Here is an 18,734-nt window from a genome sequence, read left to right as displayed (position 1 = left end):
AAAAACAGATAATTAGTGTGTGAGATTTAGGTAAAAGAAAAACGCACGTTATGACCACTCAAACACTAGGACTCGAACAAAACCTTTATGACTATTTACTATCAGTCTCTCTCCGAGAACCAGAAATTTTAACCCAATTGAGGCAAGAAACAGCCCAGCATCCAGTAGGTAGAATGCAGATTGCTCCTGAACAGGGGCAATTTTTGGCGTTACTGGTGCAGTTGCTAGGAGCGAAAAAAACTTTGGAAGTTGGGGTATTTACAGGTTATAGTTCCCTGGTGGTAGCCTTGGCGTTACCGAGCGATGGGAAGGTGGTAGCTTGTGATGTGAGTGAAGAATTTACAACGATCGCTCGGCGTTATTGGCAGCAAGCTGGAGTGGCAGATAAAATTCAACTGCACATTGCCCCAGCTTTGGAGACTTTAGATCGGTTATTGGCAACGGGAGAGGCGGAAACCTTTGATTTTGCTTTCATCGATGCAGACAAGAGCAACTATGATGCTTATTATGAGCGATCGCTGCAATTAGTGCGATCGGGGGGACTAATTGCGATCGATAATGTTCTTTGGTCAGGCAGGGTTGCCGACCCCCAAGTACAGGATAATAGAACTAAAAGGATTCGTGCCTTTAATCAAAAGCTGCATCAAGACCAGCGAGTTAGTCTGAGTTTAGTAGCGATCGCAGATGGTTTGACTCTGGCACTGAAAAAGTGATGTCTTTCTAACTTTTCTAAAACCAAATCCGCTTAGTTTAATACTTGACTTTCCCTAATCTTGCTTAAAAATTAGCAAGATTTTTTAAGTAAGCAATATTAAATTATAGTTTAAAAAACTGTATTCTTAGAAATTTATTTTTCTTTTTTTAAGTATTTATTCGGTTGTATATTATTAATAGATCAAAATAGATAACTATATCTAGTAATTGTTTAAACTTTAATGTCCGTGGAAGATATTCTGCAAGCAGTAGAAACAATTCTGCAAGACAAGCCTCTTGCTTCCATTCAGTGCTTTGTGCTGTCTCAGTCGTGGTTGGGCAAAACTTATGGTGAAATGGCAGAGGAATCAGGCTACCGCGACAATTACATCAAAGAAGTTGGCTCTGAGTTGTGGCAAGACCTTTCCATCGCACTTGGAAAAAAAATAACCAAAAAAAATCTGCATTTAGCCTTGAAGAAATACCTACAAGAAAAAATAGGCGATCGGGAAAATCAGAGCCAACAAGAATTTAATGAAAAATCTAATTTAGAAATGGTGTCTCCAGACTCATTTTCAGCAAGCAAAATTGAATTTCCTAGCGGCCCCGTACCACTGGGTTCTCCTCTTTACATCAACCGCCCCCCTCTGGAAGAACTTGTTTGTAATGAGATTTTATACCCTGGTTGCTTAATCCGAATCAAAGCACCTAGAAAGACAGGAAAAAGTTCGCTGCTCAATCGGATGATTGCTTATGCTAGAGAGCAAGGTTATCAAATTGTCTATTTGGACTTTCAAGAAGCCGATCAAGACGTTTTTGCTTCTCTTGATAAATTTTTGCGTTGGTTTTGTGTCAATGTCAGCAGACAGTTAAATCTTCTTCCCTCTCTAGATGATTTTTGGGACACGGAAATGGGCAGCAAGGTAAGCTGCAAAATCTATTTTGAAGCATATCTACTGCAATACATTGATAATAGTCCTCTAGTTTTGGCTTTGAATGAAGTTCATCGAGTTTTTGAACATCCCAATATTGCCCAAGATTTTTTGCCAATGCTGCGATTTTGGCACGAACAAGCAAAGCAGGATCAAATCTGGCAAAAACTACGGATGGTGGTAGTTCACACCACAGAAATATATATTCCACTAAAGCTTAACCAATCGCCTTTCAATGTTGGGATCACAATTACGCTCCCACCATTGACTCTCAATCAGGTACAGAATTTAGCATTGTCTTATGGACTAAATTGTGCAGCCGACTCCGAAGGGGCAAAACGCCTTGCACCCTTACAAGCAATGGTAGGAGGACATCCTTATTTGGTGAGCCTTGCGCTTTATCATCTATGTCAGGAGGAAATGACATTAGAAGTATTACTAGAAACTGCATCTACACCAGTGGGAATTTACAGTCAGCATTTACGGGAACTGTTGAGCTTACTGCAAAAAGACCCAAAATTAATGTCAGCTATGCAACAGGTAATTGCAACAGATGAAAAAGTAGAGCTAGACGCGATCGCTGCTTATAAGCTAGAAAGTATGGGTTTGGTTAAACTCAACGGTAATCAAGCTCATGTTATGTGTGAGTTATATCGCCTTTACTTTAGTCAACAGCTTGGAAAGCACTCAGGATAGTAATAGTTCTGGTAGACTGTTGAAAGATAAATAATCAAAATAAGTAATTCTCGTTCTTAATATGAATTTTATCGAAACAGAATTCAGGAGTCAGGAGCCAGAATTCAGAATGAATTTTGAACGAAAGAGTGGATGAATACAGGGGTTTAAGACCCCCACTAAATCAAAGATTTAGTGGTCTTCTCTACGAGACGCAAGCGCGAACAATCAGTCACGGGTCTGAATCCCACACTAATAGCGCAGCGTTAGCGAGTATTCGAGCGTCGCGTCTTCATTCTGACTTCTGAATTCTTCTTCAACAATTGTCCCGATAGAAATTTATTTATTAAGAACGAGAACTAATTTAAAATTTTAAATCAAATGAACAGTTATCGATATCAAGTTGGTGGCACTTTAACCAGTGACGCTCCTAGCTATGTTGAGCGCAAAGCGGATGTGGAACTTTACGAAGCCTTAAAGCAGGGTGAATTTTGCTACATCCTAAGTAGTAGGCAAATGGGCAAATCTTCACTGATGGTAAAAACCAAGCATCGCTTGCAACAAGAAGGCTTTAGATGTGTCACCATTGATATGACTAATATTGGTTGCGAAAATATAACTCCAGAACAGTGGTATAAGGGAGTTGTAGGCGATTTGTGGCTAGGTTTTAAACTGTTAGGAAAAGTCAATTTAAAAACTTGGTGGCAAGAAAAAAGTGATATTTCTTTGGCTCAGAAACTTAGTCGATTTATTTCAGAAATTCTGTTAGTTCAGTTTCCTAACGAAAGGCTATTCATTTTTATTGATGAAATTGATAGTATTCTCGGTCTCGATTTCTCTGTGGATGATTTTTTTAGCTTGATTCGGTTTTGTTATAATCAACGAGCGATTGATCCAGAGTATGAGCGGATTACATTTGCAATTTTCGGTGTTGCTACACCTTCAGACTTAATTTTATATCAAAATCACATTACGAAGTTTAATTTTGGTAAAGCTATTCGAGTAAATGGTTTTACATTTGAAGAAGCTCAACCACTATCTTTAGGACTGGATATTAAAGACAATCATCCCCAAAAAGTTTTAAAGGAAGTATTAGCTTGGACAAAAGGGCAACCATTTCTGACTCAAAAGCTGTGTCGGTTACTTGTCAGTCTATCTCAAGATGATGTGGGTAGAAAGTTAAAAATTCCCCCTGGTACAGAAGAATTTTGGATAGAAAATGTGGTGCGATCGCACATTATCGATCAATGGGAATCACAAGATGAACCGGAGCATTTGCGGACAATTCGCGATCGCATCCTCAGAAACGAACAAATCGCCGCCAGATTGCTAGGAATTTATCAGCAAATCCTCCAAGGAGTGGAAGTAGCAGCCGATGATAGTCGAGAACAAGTAGAACTATTGCTGTCTGGCTTGGTGATTAAAAAGCAAGGTTTTCTCCAAATTAAAAACCGAATTTATGAAGAAGTTTTCAACTTAGAATGGGTTGGAAAAAAATTAGCTTACTTGCGCCCCTACTATGAAACCTTCAATGCGTGGATAGCCTCAAAAGAAAATGATAAATCTCGCTTATTGCGCGGACAAGCCTTGATTGATGCCCAAACCTGGGCACATGGCAAAAGCTTGAGCAACTTAGATTATCGATTTTTAGCTGCTAGTGAAGAATTAGATCGGCGAGAAATGCAACAAGCATTAGAAGCCGAACGTGCCAAAGAAGTTGAAGCACGACTTGCAGAACAACAAAAAAGATTAGCTCAACAAAAGAAAACTTCTACAATAGTCACACTCTTGCTAGCGGGTATGACAATCAAGTTGGTGATTTCTATAGTGTGGGGAGTGTCGCTTTTACGAAAGATTGATGCTTTAGAATCACAGTTAAAATGCACCCAAGTAGGACATCAAGGCAAAGTAATAACTGCAAATTCTCGCTTAGGTGGATGCTGACTAAATTTTGGATTTTGAATTTTGTAGTAAGCTGTCGTGCATTTAATTTGCACAGCTAATGGCAAGATTACCATCACCCCACAAGAGATTTATTTTTTGGACGATACGAATTAAAATATTTTCAACTTATTAATGAAATTTGCATTGGTGAAATAGAACTCTGTATCTGTGGATAGATGAATATATTTGCCAATTAATAAAATAATTTTATGCAGTACTAAATATATGTTTCTTTCGATAAAATTATTACCCAATTTCAGTAGACCGAAAGCTCAATACCTGGTTAAGTGCAAATTAATAACTTCTAAAAACAATGCAGAATAAGAAATTGTCAAAGACTTCCTCATCTATCAATAGCAATTCCCATGCAGCAGAACAAAATCCTAAATTGGCCTATAGACCGTTTGGTAGCCAAGTTCAAAAAGCATCAGTTGCACCAGTGACAGAAACAGACATAGAGGATATTACCTTTGCAGAACAAAGTATTGAGGCAACTGGACTGGAATTACAAGCAAAATATGGCAAGATTACGCCAGAGGGACAGGAAAGGCTGACTGTGCTGCAAGCCAAGATGGATGGATTATTGAATTCTCGACTGGAACACGCAACTCGATTTGGTCATAACTTTGCCAATATTCCACTAAGAAGACCACATATAGCAGCACCAATTCAGGCAAAGCTAACAATTGGGGAACCTGGAGATAAGTACGAGCAAGAGGCAGACGAAACAGCACGTCAGGTTGTGCAAAGTATTCATCAGCCACAGAGCGATAAACTTCAGCGCGAGTCTTTGCCTGAAGAGGAAGAAGAATTGCAAATGAAGCCGATGGTGCAGCAAAATGGTGGGGCTTTACAGGGGATGATTCAAACTGTAAAAAATGAGCAAAAAAGAGGTGATAAGCATAGAAGAGGGGCTAGGGCACAAAAAACCATTGCTCTTTTGAGCAACAACATTAAAGCCAACCTCGATGGGCACATTTTTAATGCGCTACCGGTTAGCGGTGGATTACCAAACCCAGCCAGTCCTGTAGGTCTTCACGCTTATACCAACGGTGGCCTACCAAATGGTATTCAGCAAGTGAGCATTCAAGGTTCCGCGACTAAAGTCCACAATCTGATGTGGCGCTGGAGTAATGGTACTGCCACAAAAAGTAGTACCATGTTTCCGAATTGGATGCCACCCTCGCATGTACGGACACTGATCGCATTGGACTTCCCTGACACTCGGCAACAGGATGTAGCTGCGAACTTGCTATTTCCCACAGATACCAAAGTTAGAATAAACAGAGGACACCAGATCAACTTACATAAAGCTGGAGATACTGTTTACCCAACTTTGTGAAGATAATTCAGAGGAACAGGTGGATATGTATAAGTGCGATCGCTAATCTTGTAGCGACAATCTTGAAAATCAAGCGTAGGCGTAGCCCGTCGTAGACATCGCCAATAGAAATGCAGGTGTGACCAAAGCTGCCGATGATGTGAGTTAAAATCCTGATATCTTCATAACTACTCACGCAGACAGCCCCCGAAAAAGCGATCGCTATGCTTCAGTATCCCCATCTCGAACAAGCGCTAAAATATCACTTCGGTTACGACAGATTCCGCCCCGGACAACGGCAAATTATCGAAGATGCGCTGCAAAATCGAGATTTAATGGTTGTGATGCCGACTGGTGGGGGAAAATCTCTGTGTTTTCAACTACCAGCATTGTTAAAAAATGGATTAACGGTGGTGGTGTCGCCGTTAATTGCTTTGATGCAAGACCAAGTAGAAGCACTGCGAAATAATAATATTAACGCGACATTTCTCAATAGCAGTTTGAATGCTTACAAGGTGCGATCGCGGGAAGAAGCTATCCTCAGTGGTAAAGTAAAATTACTATACGTCGCCCCTGAACGTCTCCTCAGTGAAAGGTTTCTCCCATTTCTTGATTTAGTTAAAGAAAAAATCGGTATTTCTAGCTTCGCTATTGATGAAGCGCACTGCGTTTCGGAATGGGGACATGACTTTCGTCCAGAATATCGCCAGTTGAAATCTCTGCGGAAACGCTATCCTGATGTTCCTACCGTCGCTCTCACCGCCACAGCAACCGATCGCGTCCGTAGTGATATCATTCAACAATTAGGATTAAAGCAACCAAGCATCCATCTTGCCAGTTTTAACCGTGAAAATCTTTATTACGAAGTTCGTCCTAAAACTAAATATGCTTACGCTGAATTATTAGAACTAATTCGAGAAACAGAAGGTTCGACAATTATTTATTCTTTAACTCGTAAAAAAGTTGATGAACTAACTTTTAAACTACAAAATGATAAGATTGGTGTTCTGCCTTATCATGCCGGATTAACTGATGAGGAACGTAGTAGTAATCAAACGCGATTTATTCGAGATGATGTCCGGGTGATGGTGGCAACAGTCGCCTTTGGTATGGGAATTAATAAACCCGATGTGCGGCTGGTAGTTCACTTTGATATGCCTAGAAATATAGAAAGTTATTATCAAGAATCGGGTAGGGCAGGTAGAGACGGAGAACCATCTCGGTGTACAATATTTTTCAGCTTTGGTGATGTTAAAACAATTGAATGGAGTATCGATCAAAAAACTGACCCTCAAGAACAGTTGATTGCTAAACAACAACTGCGGCAAATGATCGATTACGCTGAAGGCACTGATTGTCGGCGAACGATTCAACTGGGTTATTTTGGCGAAAGGTTTCCTGGGAATTGCGGTAACTGTGATAATTGTCGTCATCCCAAACCCATGCAAGATTGGACAGTTGAAGCCATGAAGTTTTTATCTTGTGTGGCGCGTTGTAAAGAAAGATTTGGGATGCTACACATAATTGATGTGTTACGAGGGGCAAAAAAAGATAAAATTCTCCAGTACGAACACGATAAGCTTTCCACCTACGGTATTGGTAAAGATAGAACTGTAGATGAATGGCGAATGTTGGGGCGATCGCTTTTACATCAAGGGTTAATAGAACAAACTAGCGATGGTTACTCAGTTTTAAAACTAAATGCCCACAGTTGGGAAGTAATGCGAAAACAACGCACAGTTTCGCTAGCTGTAACCACAGTCCAAAAGATTACCTGGGAACAGGGGAGTGAAAAAGCAGAAGAAGCAGAAATATTATTACAGAAGTTGCGATCGCTACGTAAAGAATTGGCTGATGAGCAATCTGTACCACCTTACGTCATCTTCCACGATTCCACTTTAAAATTGATGGTACAGGTGCAACCCCAAAACTTAACTGAATTTGCCAAACTTTCTGGTGTTGGTAGTCATAAACTCGCTCAATATGGCGAAAAGTTTATTACAGAAATTCGCGCCTACCGCCAAGAAAAAGGTTTGCAAAATAAATCTGCTACTTCCGTATCCTCTCCCAAATCATCTTCTTCTTACACCGAATTACAAACATTACAATTACATCAACAAGGTTTAAATATCACTCAAATTGCCAAAAAGCGGAACCTTAGTCCGGCAACAGTTAGCAATCATTTAGAAAAACTAATTGAGAAAAATCAGCCAGTTGATTTAAATCAATTAGTACCTTTAGAACATCAACAAAAAATTTGGCAAGTTTTAGAAGTACTCGGTGACATTTCCCTCACTCCCATTAAAGAACAATTAGGTGAAAGCTACACTTTTGATGAAATTCGCTTAGTACGGTGTAAGTGGCGGCGCGACAATCGCAAGTGATGATTAAAGAAGAACACAGAATACAGAATCAGTTAGTATGAATGATGAATTCTATTTTATTAAAATACAAAAGCAAGATTAAAGGAGTTACCTAACGAGTCAGATGCTTAATACAGGAGTACGCTGGACAATTCATGATGTGGAACTCTTCCCAGAAAATGAGGGGACGCGCTACGAGATAGTTGATGGAGAATTATTTATGACCAGGACACCTCACTTTAAACATCAGCAAACTTGTGGCAAAATTTTCCAACAGCTTAACATTTGGTCAGAGTCTACTGGTTTAGGAGAAACTGTAATCAACCCCGGCGTTTTGTTTTCAGAATCAGATAATGTGATTCCTGATGTAGTTTGGGCTACAAAGGAAACCTTGGCGGTAATGTTGGATGAAGCGGGACATTTAACTGGCGCACCAGATTTAGTAGTCGAAGTTTTGTCTGCTAGCAACGAAGACCTAAGACGAGATAAGGAAGCGAAACTTAAACTTTATTCTTCCAGAGGAGTAAAAGAATATTGGATTGCTGATTGGCGATCGCGTAAACTAGAGGTCTATCAACGCGAACAAAGTCAACTTAAATTGGTAGCCACCTTATTTAGTAGTGATAATATAATTTCTCCGCTATTACCTGGTTTTAGCTGTAATGTAAACCAGTTTTTTCCTGTATAAATTTTAGGTTAAATGGAAAAACAAATCTCAAGTAGCGGATTAACTAAAGTCCAGGTACTGATTATGGCGATCGCATCTGGTGTCTGTGTTGCCAACATTTATTATAATCAGCCAATCCTCAAAGATATTGCATCTTCTTTTCAAGTTGGTGAAGGCGAAGTGGGTAGCATATCTGTACTTTCACAAGTTGGTTACGGTTTTGGACTTTTCTTTTTAATCCCTTTGGGCGATAAAATAAACAAGAAAAAGTTAATTCTTTCCTTACTTATATGTTTGTTTTGTTTGTTGATACTCATGACCTTTTCACAAAACATCATCGAAGTTTGGATATTGAGTGTAGCAATTGGAATTGCGACAGTATCGGCTCAAGTTATTCTTCCCTTAGCAGCAAGTATAGATAGAGTAACTACAGGCAAAACTGTAGGCTACATTTTTACTGGTATATTAATTGGAGTTTTAGGAGCAAGGGTTTTTAGTGGATATATTGCTGAATGGTTGAATTGGCGTTATGTATATGGATTTTCGGCAGTAATGGTTTTAATTGTTACTGTATTACTAAATATATATTTACCTAATGTTAAAAATGAATTTAACGGTTATTATTTGGAATTATTAAACTCAACAATTCAACAATTCAAACGCTTTTCTTTGTTAAGAGAAGCGTCTTTAATTGGTGGGTTATTGTTTGGTGTATTTTGCTCATTTTGGACAACGCTAACTTTCCATTTAAGCGGAGCGCCTTTCAATTTTCAATCTGACACAATTGGGATGTATGGCTTTGTGGCGATCGCAGGTGCATTGATGGCTCCAGTTTTTGGTAAGCTAGCCGATCGAGGTAACTCGCAACGTTCCTTGACAATTGCTGTATCGCTCGTGATTGCAAGTTTAGTAATTGCTAAAATTGCTTCTAGTTCAGCGATCGCGATCGCTGTTGCTGTATTGTTACTAGATGTAGGTGTGCAGGCAATCCAAGTCACCAATGTCGCAAGGATATACACTCTTGATGCTCAATCGAATAGTCGAATCAACACAGTTTACATAACTATCTATTTTATCGGCGGTTCCGTAGGTACTAGTATTGGTCTATTATGTTGGAATCTTGGTGGCTGGAATTTGGTGACTTGGCAAATGTTAGTTTTTACTTTGCTCGGATTTTTTATTATCGTCAGACCTAAAAAAATTATAGTAAAAATAAATAAAGAATAACAAAAAATCGCGGTAACAAAGTCAAATCAAGCTGCTAAAAACTTTATTTAGTAGTAATACTACAATTATTCTCTATTACTTGGTTTTCGTTGTACTGTAGACCAGCTTTTTTCTCTATAAAATTTTATTTTGGAGAAATATGCACACTCGTTATTTTCCGAAAAAAATGTGCATAACTTTCTTTAAGATATCGCTTTGCACCAATAACTAAATTTTCTCCTCATCAAAGCGATATCTAGACACAATCAGCTTATTTTACGAAAAACTGGGGATTTCAGAGTTAGAATCTTTTGATGTTGCAGTAGAGCGCGATGGTGAAGTGTTTTGGCTTTTTGCAGACAGAATTACTAGCAATTTAGGCAGCGCAAGGCAAGCAACAGTATTTAGCAGCGTCAGTAATATACCATCGATTAAACTCATGTGCGATCGTCCTTATTTCAAAATTGGTGTTTACTATATTTTTAGTTTGAAGCAAAATTAGTACAATTGCTTCAAAGCAGCATTTTAATTTCTTTTATCGGTTATAAGCTAACTAAATATATTCTTATAATTTCAATTTGACTCGTAAAATCTCTTTTCTCTCTGCGTTTTCTGTGCCTCTGCGGTTAAAAAGTAATTAATTTAACCACAGAGGCGCAGAGAACACAGAGGTAAGAAGTGAAATTAGCTAACTTAAGTATATTTGAGAAGGCGTAAGCCCTCTAAGCGGAGAGCTTCAGGATATAGAGCTTTATAAATATTGCAATTTGGAGATTGAATATCATAACGACCTGTAGCCTTAAACGTAGCCAAAGAGCAACCACCCGTACACCAGTATTTCCACTCACATGTACGACAGCCTTCTTTTTCCTCAACAGATAAATTCTGAATACCTGTTTTATCTTGTCGCACAACAGTTAAAGGATCTTGAGCGTCAACAGAGGATATAGTTTTATGTAGCTGCATCTGACATTTGGCAATTTGTCCTTGATAATCAAATACAAGATAGCTTTGCCCAACTCCACAAGTTCGTTTATGAGGAGATGATAAATTAGCACGATCAACTAATGAACCTAATAAGCTTCGATTAGGTAATTTCAATTCAATAACTTTGAATGCTGCTAACATTCCTTGAATCATTCTAGATTCTTCTAGTTGCAAGTCTTCGTAAGAAGCTGACAGTTCATTTTCACGATAAAAGTTTAAGCTAAAGGGCAGATTATGCTCTAATATCCATTCAATCAGATTGGATAATCCTTCTGCATTGCGCCCGCTAATGGTGATGGAAATATCGGGTATCAGCCCATTTTGCAAAGCAATCTTAATACCCTGTTCAACATCTTGAAATGAACCCTTTCCGCCTGCGTAATTTCGTTGGATATTGTGGAAATCTGATAATCCATCTAGTGAAATCATGAGACGCAGATTCAATATTTTAAGCATCTCGATAATCTCAGGCGTAATCAATGTTCCATTACTGAGAACAACTCCATCTAATATAATGCCTTTTTCTTTGCTAAGTGATTGAGCATATAAATGCAGTTCTTTAATTAAAGGAGAGCATAATAATGCTTCTCCTCCCGCATACTTCAGTTTAACGCGGCGGTAATTATTTAAGCTAGCAGAGCGAAATGTAGATTCAATAGCTGCTCTGCCTATATCTATTGACATATCCCTGGCTAAATGAGGAAGATAGCAGTAGTCACATCTTAAGTTACAGCGATCGGTGATATGTAACCATGCAGATAAAGTTTCTGGTATTTCATTTAGGTTAAATGAGCTATTATTTTTAGGAACAATTAAACGGGCTTGATATAGTTCCTGAATAGCTGTCTGTAAGTCTGTTTGGTTAATGTGAAAATTCTCTTTTGTAATATCACCTAATTTATGAGGCTTTGTAAATATATTTCGTAAATATAATGCGGATTGATTTAGAACTGCTACTTTATGATTAGTTCCATAACAGATAGAGTAACTATCATCTAGATTAATTATTTGCGAATTGGGAGATATCACAAACTCTGTCTCAAATATCCCCAGAGATAATGATATATCTGAGCCTAATTCTGCTAAAGGGGATAAGTCACAGGCACAATCCCCTCCATCACAATCGCATTGTCCAGTTGGTACGCAGGTAGAATTGAGAGAAACTAAAATTCTGGGTCGATCAATTTTTTTACTAAGCATGAGAAGATGGCTGTTTTGTTGCACGGATTCTAGTCAAAAACATTTGTTGATCGCACCATTCTTTGAGAGCTTTATTATCTTGCCACTGATGTTTGAGTTGCTGGATTAGGGTTTTAGAAAGTTCTATAGGCAAACGTTCGATTTTCTTTTGCAGCAGATTTAACTCATGTTGGATCGAATAGGGCCCAAAACCTCCATCCTGGAAGATTTGGGGTATGCCTTGAGCATATTTTGCAAAGGCAAGATCGTAGTTCGCCTGTTGAAATGCCACATCACCTTCTATCCGTAACATCCTACCAAAGTACAGTTGATAGGTATTTTGATATGGCTGGAAGCGATCGCTAAGTTCTCGTGCATAATCGGAAATATGCTCGTATGCTTTTGCATAATAATCAAACTCTGCTTTCCCTACCAGGCTATCGATGGCATACCGCCTGTCATTGTACTCTAGACTAGTGTGGTAAGAGCGATCGTTGAGTTTGAGAGCTTGTTCTTGCAAAGAGCGATCGCACTTTTGAAACCCAAGATGCCAGTAAACACTGGCCGTTTGGTGCCAAATTCCAGGTAATTCCTCTTCCAGTCCGTATTTTTCTGCCAGTTTCAGGCTTTTTTCTAAAGCATCTTGAGCCTGACTTAGCACATCTAGATCCCATTTTACCTGTGTTACATCCCAAACGGCTTCATTTACTACCTCGGCACTAAACCACTGATTTAAGCCTAAATGAAAGTATGCCCTACACAATATTCGATTATCATCTTCCTCATTGTTACAACGGCTTAACGCTCGTTCAAGTAGCTGTTTAGCTTTAACATAGTTCCCCTCATTTACCGAAATAGTCGCAGAGGCAATTTCGGCGTTGGCAATTTCGCGTTCAGTTTCTACACTCGACCACATATCAATAGCAGCCTTAAAGCACTGTTCAGACTTGATATAATTTTTTTGGAGTCCGTATAAATATCCCAAGTTATTCTGAATACTAGCCATAACTTGAGTTAAGCCTTTGTTAGGAGTGTCAACTTCCATAGCAGCATCCCAACCTAGTTTGTAATATTTTTCAGCTTCGTTAAAATTGTTAAGTTGTCGATACAGATAACCAACTTGGTTCGCCACACCCGGAATCGCAGATGCTAGCTTTTTTTCTTTAACTAGAGATAAACACTTTTGCTGATATTTCAAAGCTTCGTCATAAAGATGCAACTTAGCATTTAGCATTCCCAAGACATTGCAAAGGTCTGGTTGATGAGAAGAATTAGAAGATTTTTCTGCTAACATAGCCTCTAATTTTCTCACTTCATTTTCTGTTGTACCCTTATCTTTTAGGGCGTGGACAAGCTTTGCTTCAAAAATAATCAACTTAAATCTTTGATCGAAATTTAGCTCTTTTTCAAATTGTTTTACAACTGCCAATAATTGATTAACAAAGCTGAATTTCTTTGATTGACTGCGTATCGTATTAGTAACTTCATGCCAAGTTTCAAAGCCGATAGTTGGGTCAGCGTATAAAGCATTCCATAGCCATCGCATTGTATTGAATTCTCGTAGCTGTTTAAACTCTTCAATTAGAAACTCAATATTAGCGACTTTATTAGAATTATCAGAGTAAAGTTGAACCTCCAATATCCTTTTCTGCGGCCCTAGCTGATAATCTTTTTTCTCAAAATATTTGGCAGCAATACGACTATCACGTTTTCTCCATTCCAAATCTGGGTCAATATCTGACCATACAAATTTATTAACTAAGTCTCGCACAATATCATGTAATGATATTTGATTACCACTCATTACTGGTTTGATAAAAAAGTAGCTCTGAGCATCAATAAATAACTTTTTAGCATCTTCTATCGATAGTTCTAATAGATTAGCAATATCAGAACTATCTAATGGATAAATACGTGAAAGTAAGAGGGTTAGCCTATCCATTGATGTCCGAAGCTGCGTAATATGTCGAACCATCTCAGCTTCAAATCCACCCGTTTTTTCCAATCTGGCTGGAATAGTTTCTATATCTTCAGTCTCTAACCAATCTGGAATAACTTCTCGATAAGCATACTCTACTCCAAATTCAATCATAATGGGGCTACCACCAGAAAGAACTATAATCTTTTGAACTAAGTCTTTCCCAAGACTAAAATGAAGTTGCTCCTCTTTGGAAAGAATGTATGTCTGTACATCCTCATGAGTAAATTCATTTAACTCCAAATAGGTTATTTCTGCTTCTGTGAACGACTTTTCCAAAATTTGACGAGCAATACTAGGGCGACCTGCTAAAATCAATACGGCGTTATCTAGTTGCTGGCATAGATTACCAATATATTCCCAAACTTCCGTTCTTCCCTCTGCTTGTCCTAACTTCTCAACTGTATCAATTAAAAATACTAATCTCTTTTGTTTAGATTTTCGATTAATTTCATCGACTAAAAACTTTTCAAGTTGTCTGCGTTCTTCTTGGTATGCAGTTTGACTGAGGTGGTTTTCATCTTCTCGTAGTTGTCGTAACCGGAGCAGCCATTCTTGATATGTATTATCATACAATTGCTTGGCGATTTGAGTGCATAAATCTTCTGCATCGTTAAAAATAGGAGTATCGCAATCAATAATTTCACTTGTTCCAAAGTTTACTTGGTTGAGGCGGTTTTGTAATTCATTAAGCAACCAAGTTTTGCCAATTCCGCCTCTACCCTCCACTAAAACAACATGAAGCGTATTAGCTTCTTGAACAAGGCTAATAATTCGATTTAGATGTTCTTCACGACCAACAAACTCTAATTTATCTATTTCAGACATAATAGGCTCCTGAGTTAATTATTTTGAATAGCTTCATCAAGCTTATGAATTAAATATCTATAGGGTGTATCATTATATTCCTCATTGTGGAGATAGTAATTTACAAGAAACTGAAATTCCCAGTCATGCTCTACTTCAGATTTAAGTGTAGACAGAAATTCATGGGTTTGCTCTCGGTCTGTATTGCGGAATATTCCAATAGTTTCTTCAACAGTTTCGTCAAAGAAAGTTCTGCGAAGTTCTTGTCTATAAGCTAAACTATCGCCACCACAATTGATAAATCCAGCATGTTGCTGAAGACTTTGAAAAAAATACTGCATTGACCAAGTTCCTGCCACAGCAGAGTTATTCTTGGATTTAAGCTCGTGAACATATTCCCAGCAAATTTGAGCTGCTTCGCTACAAAGCTTTTGAAAGCTATCAGGTGAACTTTCTCGGAGAAGACCAATAACTAGCAGCCGACGGGTCATTCCATCTTTGATAATCGTTTTGTCACGAGTAAAAATTGATGTTTTTGTCAGTTCTTCGTTTAGTTTAAAACTATCATCACTGAAAGGTAACTGAAATCTTCTGACAGCTTCCTTTAATATCCAAGTCCCATTTAATATGGGAAATATACTCAGTTTCTCAATAGATTCATAGAGACAATTGTTTTCTTTAGTCAAGCTTTCTTTAATTTGATCTCTACAATGTTTTAGGGTTCTTTCCCATAATTTGCTCCCATAACTTTTTAAAAATAAATTAACGGTGTAACCACCACCTCGATAATCTTTTAGGGCTTCAGCAATTCCCCCTGGATGTCCGCCAGTTAAATACAACAAGTGTCCTGCTAGTAGAGCAAGACTTTCAGAGGTCATCTCAATCGGCTTGAGATATTTGGTCGCGGTATCTTGAATAACTTCCCAGTTAAAAGGTGAGAGGATTAGTTTAGGAAAAATTCGATCTGAGGGAAGATCGGTAAGACATCGGGCTGCAATTACAACTCGAAGACTCTTGGAATTATCTTTAAAGAATTGTAATTCTTTCAAACACTTTTCAATTTTCCATCCCAATTCTTTAAGTTGCTCAAAAATTTCGTTTAAACGTTGTTTTTGTGGGGCATTTCCATCCAGATCGATTAGCAATACAATACCTTTTTGCCCCTGCGATTGCCACCCAGCCCAATTTCTATGTAATAATAAACCTAAGCGTTCTCCCCAAGGTAACTCATTTCCTTCTTCCATCTTCAGATTGAGAGAAATCGCTAATTCCTTTTCTAAGTCTTCAATATTTTGATCTCCAGACATAGAAGCATAAGCGCAACACCATTGTAATTCTTGAAAGCGCTTCTGGATCTGTTTTAGAAATGCTGTTTTTCCGTAACCTTTAGGAGCCGTTATCAGACGATAAGTAGGAGAATTATTTGCTGTAATATCACTAATTGCAGCATCTCGATTAGTAAATGGGATTTTATTAGGATCAACTTGCTCTAGAGATTCTTGATTTAGCTTGTTTAACTCTGATTCAGCTTTTTCTATTTCCTTAAATTTATCCTCAAGTTGCCTTTCTAATTGACCCTTCTGTACATTATTTAGCGTCCACCCTATTTGGTTGCTGAGACTTTCAATGTCAGTGCTTAAACTGGCTATTAACTGCTCAAGAGACTTCTTTCGTAAATATAAGGAATTTTTCATTGCATTTAAATGGCATTAAGTTCGCTTTCTACTCGACCGAGTTCTTGGAGTATGGTGTTGATTTGGCGTTGAATGATATTGCGATCGCTCGCAGCGAGTGTATAGTTAAGCTGGTTGTATGCTGCTTCGTAGTCACTGCTTAGAACCTCAAAGCGTTGTTGCAAAGTCTTAATTTTGAGTTGTTGTACCCGGCTGGGGCTATTCTGAGTATGTGCATTTGATGAAATCGGCAAGGTTATTTCATCCCATGCTTTGCTCAATACATCCGCCGGAATCATGAAAGCAGTCTTGATATCTTCTCGCTGTTTCTCCGCCGCTACAGCCATACCAACCACTCCTGCAAGGGTTTCATCCCATATAGGCGCACCACTAAAGCCCGGTTCTATCCTGTAGCCAGTTACCTTGCTATCTTCCAATTGCACCCATCCCTTTCCTTGCGCGTCTCGCAACACCCCTGTAGACCAAACGCCATCATTGTGTCCGTGAGGAAAACCGAATATGCGAAAAGGATGCCCCCAAACGTTACTGGCTGAGATTAGCTTGATAGGTTGGGCTTCATGAGGTAACTGCCCTTCTATTTGCAACCCGGCAATATCTTCAGGTTCGGAGGTTGATACATTGTTGATAACAGGTTGCCAAAAAACAACTTTAGCTTTTAGTTTTTGCCCCGATGTAATTAGCGGGAAATCTAAGTAAATATCATGACTAGGAGTTTCAACTATATCTTCTGGTAAAGATAGAGCCGAGGTAACAACATGAGCGCATGTCAGGATATAATTTTGACTTCGCTCTGACACTAAAAAACCTACACCAACTACCGCACCACTCGGATGAAAAATTCGAGCGATCGCTGATCTAAAAGCTGGAATATAATTATCTGCAATCGATGCCATACGTTACTATGCCTTGTCTTGCTTCCATTTCAAGGTAATTTCGTAGTTAGCCTCACCACCTACAGAAGTGAAAATTGCACCCGCAACAGCATTTAACTTAATACCAAATTTCACCTCTACCTCATCGGCAGGTGTATTAAGCTGACTCAGCTTGATGATAATTGCTGAAGCTACAGGTTGTATTTGGTCTAATACTTCATCAAATTTCTTTTTAGCTTCAACTACTATTTGCCCAGCATCTGGTCTGGCAACACGTACAAGAGAATTGCTATTTTCTGGCTCATCAACTTCAGCTAAAAACTTTGTGCCGTCTTCTAGAGAAAACTCTGTTATCTGTTTCCGAATCATGGTATGACCTGTTATTTTCAATTAATAGTTGAATGTGTAAATAATCAAGATAGTTTGCAGAAGTTTTTGGGACATAATCTTCTTTTCATCTCAGAGGTTGTTTTAAAAGTGTTTGGCTGTGATTTTAAGTACTTCTTGATCCCCCCTAACCCCCCTTAAAAAAGGGGGGAACCGGAATCAAAGTCCACCTTTTTAAGGGGGATTTAGGGGGATCTAGAACGTTTTGCTACCGATAAGGGACTTTTAAAACATCCTCTAAATAGCTAGGTGCATAGATAAAGTTTGTAGTCTTGCTATGAGCGATAAATCGCTCACTACGAACAATGCTTACTGCAAAATTCTCCTGGGTCAATCTTAGAAGTTTGTGAAGTTTCTTAATAAACTGACCAACTTTCGGCTGTTTGGGCGTTAAAGCTGTTTGACTCTCATGTAATAGATTTAACAATTAATATATTAATGGTTATATTAGTTATATATGTACTCTAACTTCAATTAGTAATTATACTGAGTTAAACCCTGGCGAGGAAACAAAGGTGTAGCGGAAGCCTAAGAGTTGTAAGTAGTTTTTAGCCTTGCATTTCGAGTCTTAGCGGGTTTAGTAATACTCTTCGGTTAAGGCAAAAGATGCGATTTATCGGGTTTTTGTGATGTTTATAGCAATCCTGAATCATTGCTGAGAAACAAAGATCCCCGACTTCTTAAATAAGTCGGGGATCTGGGGGTTGCAATTCTTACAAATCAAATAGGATCGCTACTGAACGGCGCGATCGCACTGTGAAATTATGTACGTACTGTTCAATAAGCTTGTGTGTAAATGATAAATACTTACAGCATAAGGGTTTCAGCAATCATAATCGAATTAGCGTTAGCGTAGCTCATCGTAGACATCGCTTGCATAAGTAGACACATAAACTATCAATTGGAATGCAAAAATATAGGTGCTGGAAAAAAATAAATTTTTCCAACTTGGCAAACAATCCATCAATTTGGAGAACACTTGGAACAAAAATCAGGACTGAATTTGCAGTATTGACTCCCTGTTAATGA

The 18,734-nt window shown here is 38.5% G+C and carries 13 protein-coding genes; 7 read left to right on the top strand and 6 right to left on the bottom strand.

Annotated elements, in window-relative coordinates:
• Nucleotides 1-50: 50 nt before the first annotated feature.
• The 4 genes from FD724_RS09265 (at nt 51) to FD724_RS09250 (ending at nt 5,586) form a co-directional block, all read left to right on the top strand.
• Entirely contained in the window at nt 51-713 is a 663-nt protein-coding gene (locus FD724_RS09265; RefSeq protein ID WP_179072408.1) for a class I SAM-dependent methyltransferase, read from the top strand.
• Nucleotides 714-935: 222 nt separating this feature from the next.
• Nucleotides 936-2,321 carry an AAA-like domain-containing protein gene (locus FD724_RS09260; protein WP_179072407.1) on the top strand — a complete coding sequence of 462 codons (1,386 nt, stop codon included), beginning with the start codon at nt 936-938 and terminating at the stop codon, nt 2,319-2,321.
• A gap of 360 nt (nt 2,322-2,681) precedes the next feature.
• Complete coding sequence (locus FD724_RS09255; protein WP_179072406.1) at nt 2,682-4,244, top strand: AAA-like domain-containing protein; 1,563 nt, start codon at nt 2,682-2,684, stop codon at nt 4,242-4,244.
• A gap of 328 nt (nt 4,245-4,572) precedes the next feature.
• Nucleotides 4,573-5,586 (top strand): hypothetical protein, encoded by a 1,014-nt coding sequence (locus FD724_RS09250; protein WP_179072405.1) that lies wholly within the window; start codon nt 4,573-4,575, stop codon nt 5,584-5,586.
• A 7-nt stretch (nt 5,587-5,593) separates the two neighbouring features.
• Here FD724_RS09250 and FD724_RS09245 read toward each other — a convergent pair whose 3' ends face one another.
• Entirely contained in the window at nt 5,594-5,761 is a 168-nt protein-coding gene (locus FD724_RS09245; RefSeq protein WP_159402468.1) for a hypothetical protein, read from the bottom strand.
• A 28-nt stretch (nt 5,762-5,789) separates the two neighbouring features.
• Between FD724_RS09245 and recQ the strand changes: the two genes are divergently transcribed.
• The 3 genes from recQ (at nt 5,790) to FD724_RS09230 (ending at nt 9,822) form a co-directional block, all read left to right on the top strand.
• Nucleotides 5,790-7,949 carry a DNA helicase RecQ gene (recQ, locus tag FD724_RS09240; protein ID WP_179072404.1) on the top strand — a complete coding sequence of 720 codons (2,160 nt, stop codon included), beginning with the start codon at nt 5,790-5,792 and terminating at the stop codon, nt 7,947-7,949.
• A 103-nt stretch (nt 7,950-8,052) separates the two neighbouring features.
• A complete protein-coding gene (locus FD724_RS09235) occupies nt 8,053-8,616 on the top strand; it encodes a Uma2 family endonuclease (protein WP_179072403.1) in 564 nt (187 codons plus the stop codon).
• A gap of 12 nt (nt 8,617-8,628) precedes the next feature.
• Nucleotides 8,629-9,822: an MFS transporter gene (locus tag FD724_RS09230; RefSeq protein ID WP_179072402.1), complete on the top strand. Its 1,194-nt coding sequence runs from the start codon at nt 8,629-8,631 to the stop codon at nt 9,820-9,822.
• Between the two features lie 672 nt (nt 9,823-10,494).
• Here FD724_RS09230 and FD724_RS09225 read toward each other — a convergent pair.
• The 5 genes from FD724_RS09225 to FD724_RS09205 form a co-directional block, all read right to left on the bottom strand.
• Nucleotides 10,495-11,817 carry a radical SAM/SPASM domain-containing protein gene (locus FD724_RS09225; RefSeq protein WP_256874499.1) on the bottom strand — a complete coding sequence of 441 codons (1,323 nt, stop codon included), beginning with the start codon at nt 11,815-11,817 and terminating at the stop codon, nt 10,495-10,497.
• Nucleotides 11,818-11,980: 163 nt separating this feature from the next.
• A complete protein-coding gene (locus tag FD724_RS09220; protein WP_179072400.1) occupies nt 11,981-14,773 on the bottom strand; it encodes a tetratricopeptide repeat protein in 2,793 nt (930 codons plus the stop codon).
• A 14-nt stretch (nt 14,774-14,787) separates the two neighbouring features.
• On the bottom strand, nt 14,788-16,446 hold the full coding sequence (locus FD724_RS09215; protein WP_179072399.1) for a hypothetical protein: 1,659 nt from the start codon (nt 16,444-16,446) through the stop codon (nt 14,788-14,790).
• 5 nt (nt 16,447-16,451) lie between these two features.
• Nucleotides 16,452-17,339 (bottom strand): trypsin-like peptidase domain-containing protein, encoded by an 888-nt coding sequence (locus FD724_RS09210; RefSeq protein WP_179072398.1) that lies wholly within the window; start codon nt 17,337-17,339, stop codon nt 16,452-16,454.
• A gap of 6 nt (nt 17,340-17,345) precedes the next feature.
• Nucleotides 17,346-17,687: a CU044_2847 family protein gene (locus FD724_RS09205; RefSeq protein ID WP_012412621.1), complete on the bottom strand. Its 342-nt coding sequence runs from the start codon at nt 17,685-17,687 to the stop codon at nt 17,346-17,348.
• Between the last annotated feature and the right edge of the window lie 1,047 nt (nt 17,688-18,734).

This window comes from Nostoc sp. C057, from assembly GCF_013393925.1.
Lineage (GTDB): Bacteria > Cyanobacteriota > Cyanobacteriia > Cyanobacteriales > Nostocaceae > Nostoc > Nostoc muscorum_A.
The sequence above is the reverse complement of the archived record's forward strand: the minus strand, read 5'-3'. Positions and strand labels throughout refer to the sequence as shown.